Here is a 4,629-nt window from a genome sequence, read left to right as displayed (position 1 = left end):
CGAACCAACACGGGACCTGATGGGACTACTGACGCTCGATTACTTGGACGTCGCGGCCAAGGAAGGTCGCACCCCACCCTACGACTCCGAGCAGGTCCGCGAGGCGATCAAACACTGCATTCCGCTCGAGTACGGCGACGTCACCGACATCGCGCCGGATGTCAAACTCACGCTGCACAACGCCGGTCACATTCTCGGTTCGGCGGTCTCGCATTTCCACATCGGTGACGGCCTCTACAACGTCTGTTTCTCCGGCGACATCCACTACGAGGACACCCGGCTGTTCAACGGCGCGGTCAACGACTTCCCGCGGGTCGAGACGCTCGTCCTCGAGTCGACCTACGGGGGTCGCAACGACTACCAGACCGACCAGGAAGACTCCGAGGAGAAGCTCAAGCGTGTCATCAACGAGGCCTACGAGCAAGACGGGAAAGTCCTCATTCCCGCGTTCGCCGTCGGGCGCTCCCAGGAAATCATGCTCGTCATCGAAGAGGCGATGCGCGAGGGCGAGATTCCGTCCATGCCGGTCCACCTGGACGGGATGATCTGGGAGGCGACGGCCATCCACACGACCTACCCCGAATACCTGCGTGACGAACTGCGCGACCGCATCTTCCACGAAGACGAGAACCCGTTCCTCGCCGAGGAGTTCAACCACATCGACGGCGGCGAGGAGGAGCGACAGGATGTCGCCGACGGTGGCCCCTGTATCGTCCTCTCGACGTCGGGTATGGTCACCGGCGGCCCGATCATGTCCTGGCTCTCTCATATCGGTCCCGATCCGGACTCGAAGCTCGTCTTCGTCGGCTACCAGGCCCAGGGGACCCTCGGTCGCCGCATCCAGAACGGGTGGGACGAGATTCCGACAAGCGAGGTCGGGGCGATGGGCGGGAACAACGGCCGCGGAACCCTCCAGTTGAACGTCGACGTCGAAACCGTCGACGGCTTCTCCGGCCACGCAGACCGCGCCGGCCTCGAGAACTTCGTGAAGACGATGAATCCCCGTCCCGAGAAGGTGCTCTGTGTCCACGGTGACGAACGCTCCGCCCAGGATCTCTCCTCGGCGCTGTATCACGATTACAACATGCGGACGTTCGCGCCGAAGAACCTCGAGACGTTCCGTTTCCTGTAACCCGGGTCCCCCTTCGTCGCTGTCCGTTCTGGGAAAGTCCCGATCGTCAGACCGGCTTTGGATTCTCACAGTAGCAGTCGTACCCGGGGCATCGCCATAGAAAAGAACCGACGCGGTGTGGCTTCGGAAGGCCTCCAGCAGATCAGGGAACTGGCCGGGTGCCCGTTGTGACGGGGGCGACGCCTACTCGAGTCGCTGCGAAAACCACGAAAGTATCGTCGTCTACTGACAGTATAATCACATTCATTTCCAATCCGAACTCATCTATTCAGAAGATACACCAGTAACCTTGTCCCCAATAGTGTTTTTTGTACTCAGCGGAGGTAGGGAGGATCGCCTGGGCGGTCGGGGAATCCGTCCGGGTAACGGAGAGTGTTACCGATGTCACAGCACCAGCTACAGCCACAGCCACAGCAGCGCCAGCAGACACACGACCAGCAGCCACAGAACCAGCAGCGACAGCAACAACCACAGCAGCAGCGACGACAGCAACAGCGCCAACAGCAGCCACAGCAGATACACAGTCAGCAGCAAGGTCAGCAACAACAGCCTCGACAGCAGTCGATGTACGGTATGGGCGAACAATTCGGCGGCAACGTCGGGCAGCCCCAGCAGATGCAGCAAGGCCAGCAAGGCCAGCAAGGCCAGCAAGGCCAGCAAGGCCAGCAAGGCCAGCAAGGCCAGCAAGATCGCCGCCAAACTGCGATGACCCTGGATCGGTTCGAGACTGCGCTTCAGTTCGCTCGAACGAACTCCCTAGAGAACGGTCGAATGGACGTCGCACGCATCTGTGCCGACCTCGCCATCGTTGCCGACCTCGAAAAGAAACTGCTGCTCCGGCAATCCCCGTTTGCCAAATCCATGGGTCAGGCCGTACAGGAGTCCGTTCAGCAGGGTATTCAGCAACTACAGCAGCAGGGCACCGACATCCCCGAGGTTCAGCGGGCGATCTCGGAGGCCCAGCTGGCTATCGAAGAGATCGGGTCCGAAATCTCGCAACGGACCGGCCAGTTCGAACAGCAGGGTAACTGGCAGTTCCAGCAGCGAGGCCAGCAGGGCCAGTACGGCCAAAGCCAGCAGTAAGCGGAAGTGATACCATGTCAATGCCATCAGGGCAAACCGATTCGGAGGCCGAGAAAACGTATTCAGTGGTCCAGCAGGACCCTGGATGGCAGCCTGGGCAAGGAAACGCAGCGTCCGGTCGCCCGTCCGGCGATCCGACCCCCCGGCCCCACTCACATCCGGCCGTCGATCTCCTCGAGGGAGAGGACGATATCCAGGTGTTGATCGATCTTCCGGGGTTCAAAGAGGAGGAGATTAGCGTTCGAACCGACCAGAACGCCCTCGTCGTATCGGCGGAGCGTCAGGGTGAGATCGGGGAGGACAGACAGGTCCTCCTCAACGAGCGGACCGAACACGTCAAGCGATCCATTCCGCTACCGATTTCGGTCAAGACCAACGGCGCTCGGGCGAGTTACGAAGACGGTGTCTGTAGGGTAGAACTCCCGAAGGCTTCGGTAGATCACTACGTGGAAATTCCGTTCGATCCGGAGTAATCGACTTCGACGTCGTTCGCATTTTTTGCTGTCGAGATCGGACTCGTCGTTATCTTGCCGTGTCGTCGTATCTCGAGGGAGAGAAAAAGTGGGACGGAAACGGAAACGGAAACGAAGTTAGGACAACTGCTTCGAGACCCACTCGAGGTTCGTCGCGACGACCGCGAGCGCGAGCGCGACCAGCGAGAACAGGATGAGGAACGTCGAGACGACGCTGACCATCGGATCGAGTGCCTGCCGGATCTCGGTCCAGGCGAGCACCGGAATGGTTTCGGTACTCGCCGTCGAGAGGAAAAGCGCCATCACGAACTCCTGAAGGCTGATGATAAACGCCAGCAGTCCGCCGACGAACACGCCGTGTTTCACGTTCGGCAGGACGACGTGGACGAACGACTGGACCGGGCCCGCACCGAGGTCGGACGCCGCATCGAGTTGCTGCCAGTCGAACCGGCTGAACACCGACCGCATCACGAAGTAAACCAGCGGCGTCGCCCACAGGGTGTGTGCGAGCACGAGGGTCACGTACGAACCCCGAATACCGATCTCGCTGAAGTACATCAGCAGTGTGATGCCCAGGATTACCGGGGGAATCAGCAGCGGGATCAAGACGAGCGGGCCGACGATCGATCCGATCCGACTTCCCTCGTCGAGTTCCTGACCGAACGCGGCCAGGACGCCCAGGACCGTCGCGAGGATCGCCGTCCCGACGCCGACGATGATGCTGTTCTCGAACGCCGTGAGCCACCGAACGTCGTTGAAGAACTCGGCGTACCACGCAAGCGAGTAGCTCTCGGGTGGGAACGCGAGACGGCCGGACGCCGCGAACGGTGTCGCGACGACGACGATCAGCGGTAACAGCAAGAATGCAAACAGCGCCAGGTAGCCGGCGCGGAACGCGATCGTTTCTAAGGTCTCTCTATGCAAGGTCGAAGTCACCTCCGAAGCGGCTGAGGACGGCCGAAATGAGTGCGACGCCGATCAGCATCGCAAGCAGCATGACGACCGACAGCGCGGCCGCAAGCGAGTAGCGCATGTCGCTGAGCATCAGGTCCTCCGCGTGGACGGCGAACGTGATGCCGTTCGAGAGGAGATCCGGTGCCGCGTAGGCCCCGACGCTCCAGGCGAACGAGATCACTGCCGCGACGCTGATTCCCGGCATCACCTGCGGGAGCACGACCTCGAAGAACGAGCGCGGCCGGCTCGCGCCGAGATCGCGTGCAGCCTCGACGAGACCCCAGTCCATCGTCGCCATCACGCTGTAGATCGCCAACACGGCGTACGGGAGGACGATGTACAGTTGGCCGACGACAGCCCCGATCGTCGCGGGGACGAACTGGACCGGCTCCGAGAGGAATCCAAGCGAGAGGAGCACGTCGTTGAGCGTCCCGGTCGGGGACAGCAGCGGCGTGAACGCGTAGGTCCTGATGACCAGCGTCGTCAGCAGTGGCATGACTACCGACAACAGCAACAGGGATTTGACGATCCCGCTCGAGCGCCAGATCGCGTAGGCGTAGAACAGCCCGATGACGACGGACAGCACCGTCACGATGACCCCGAGCTGGAACGAGTACAGGATAATGTCGCGCAACAGCCCGCTGGTGAACACTTCGCCGTACGCCTCGAGCGACCAAGTGCCCGCCTCGTAGACGGTGTCGTCCGCGCTCTCGGTGAAGCTGATTCGCAGCAGGATGAAAAACGGCACGACGAAGATAAGCAGTTCGAACACGAGCAGCGGTGCCAGCAACAGCAGGGCCCTGTTCGCACTCGACAGCTCCGCGGGGGTCGGGAGATTCGAAAGCGCCGCACCGATCGATCCCGCGAGACCGGAGTGTGTGTTCGCGTCCGACATCCTAGTTCCCGACCCGCGTTCCGTCACTGTGGAACGCCAGAACGTCGCTTCCGTTCCACTCGATGCGAATCTCGTCGCCGACTGACAGGGAT

At 61.5% G+C, this 4,629-nt stretch carries 6 protein-coding genes; 3 read left to right on the top strand and 3 right to left on the bottom strand.

Annotation, left to right across the window (positions count from 1 at the left end):
• A partial coding sequence (locus C446_RS15495) for an MBL fold/beta-CASP domain-containing RNA metallo-hydrolase (protein ID WP_006674076.1) occupies window positions 1-1,132 on the top strand: 1,132 nt, incomplete at its 5' end.
• Window positions 1,133-1,528: 396 nt separating this feature from the next.
• Here the strand turns inward: C446_RS15495 and C446_RS15490 are convergent.
• Window positions 1,529-1,831, bottom strand: coding sequence for a hypothetical protein (locus C446_RS15490; protein WP_006674075.1), 303 nt, complete (start codon window positions 1,829-1,831; stop codon window positions 1,529-1,531).
• A 72-nt stretch (window positions 1,832-1,903) separates the two neighbouring features.
• Between C446_RS15490 and C446_RS15485 the strand changes: the two genes are divergently transcribed.
• A complete protein-coding gene (locus tag C446_RS15485; protein WP_049920282.1) occupies window positions 1,904-2,215 on the top strand; it encodes a hypothetical protein in 312 nt (103 codons plus the stop codon).
• A 20-nt stretch (window positions 2,216-2,235) separates the two neighbouring features.
• Entirely contained in the window at window positions 2,236-2,688 is a 453-nt protein-coding gene (locus C446_RS18245; RefSeq protein WP_160162980.1) for an Hsp20/alpha crystallin family protein, read from the top strand.
• A 117-nt stretch (window positions 2,689-2,805) separates the two neighbouring features.
• On the opposite strand, the gene C446_RS15475 is transcribed toward C446_RS18245, so the two are convergent.
• Together C446_RS15475 and C446_RS15470 are read right to left on the bottom strand one after the other, a co-directional pair.
• On the bottom strand, window positions 2,806-3,612 hold the full coding sequence (locus C446_RS15475; RefSeq protein WP_006674072.1) for an ABC transporter permease: 807 nt from the start codon (window positions 3,610-3,612) through the stop codon (window positions 2,806-2,808).
• Window positions 3,605-4,537 (bottom strand): ABC transporter permease, encoded by a 933-nt coding sequence (locus C446_RS15470; RefSeq protein WP_006674071.1) that lies wholly within the window; start codon window positions 4,535-4,537, stop codon window positions 3,605-3,607. Before C446_RS15470 ends, C446_RS15475 begins: the two co-directional genes overlap by 8 nt.
• Window positions 4,538-4,629: the final 92 nt, after the last annotated feature.

The sequence above is a fragment of the Halobiforma nitratireducens JCM 10879 genome (assembly GCF_000337895.1).
GTDB classification, from domain to species: domain Archaea; phylum Halobacteriota; class Halobacteria; order Halobacteriales; family Natrialbaceae; genus Natronobacterium; species Natronobacterium nitratireducens.
Note: the sequence above shows the minus strand (reverse complement) of the source record. Positions and strands in the feature narration are given on the sequence as shown.

Bases quoted from the DNA above. Each gene is read 5' to 3' on its own strand.
- C446_RS15470 (WP_006674071.1), bottom strand. From the start codon at position 4,537: ATGTCGGACGCGAACACACACTCCGGTCTCGCGGGATCGATCGGTGCG.
- C446_RS18245 (WP_160162980.1), top strand. From the start codon at position 2,236: ATGCCATCAGGGCAAACCGATTCGGAGGCCGAGAAAACGTATTCAGTG.
- C446_RS15485 (WP_049920282.1), top strand. From the start codon at position 1,904: ATGGACGTCGCACGCATCTGTGCCGACCTCGCCATCGTTGCCGACCTC.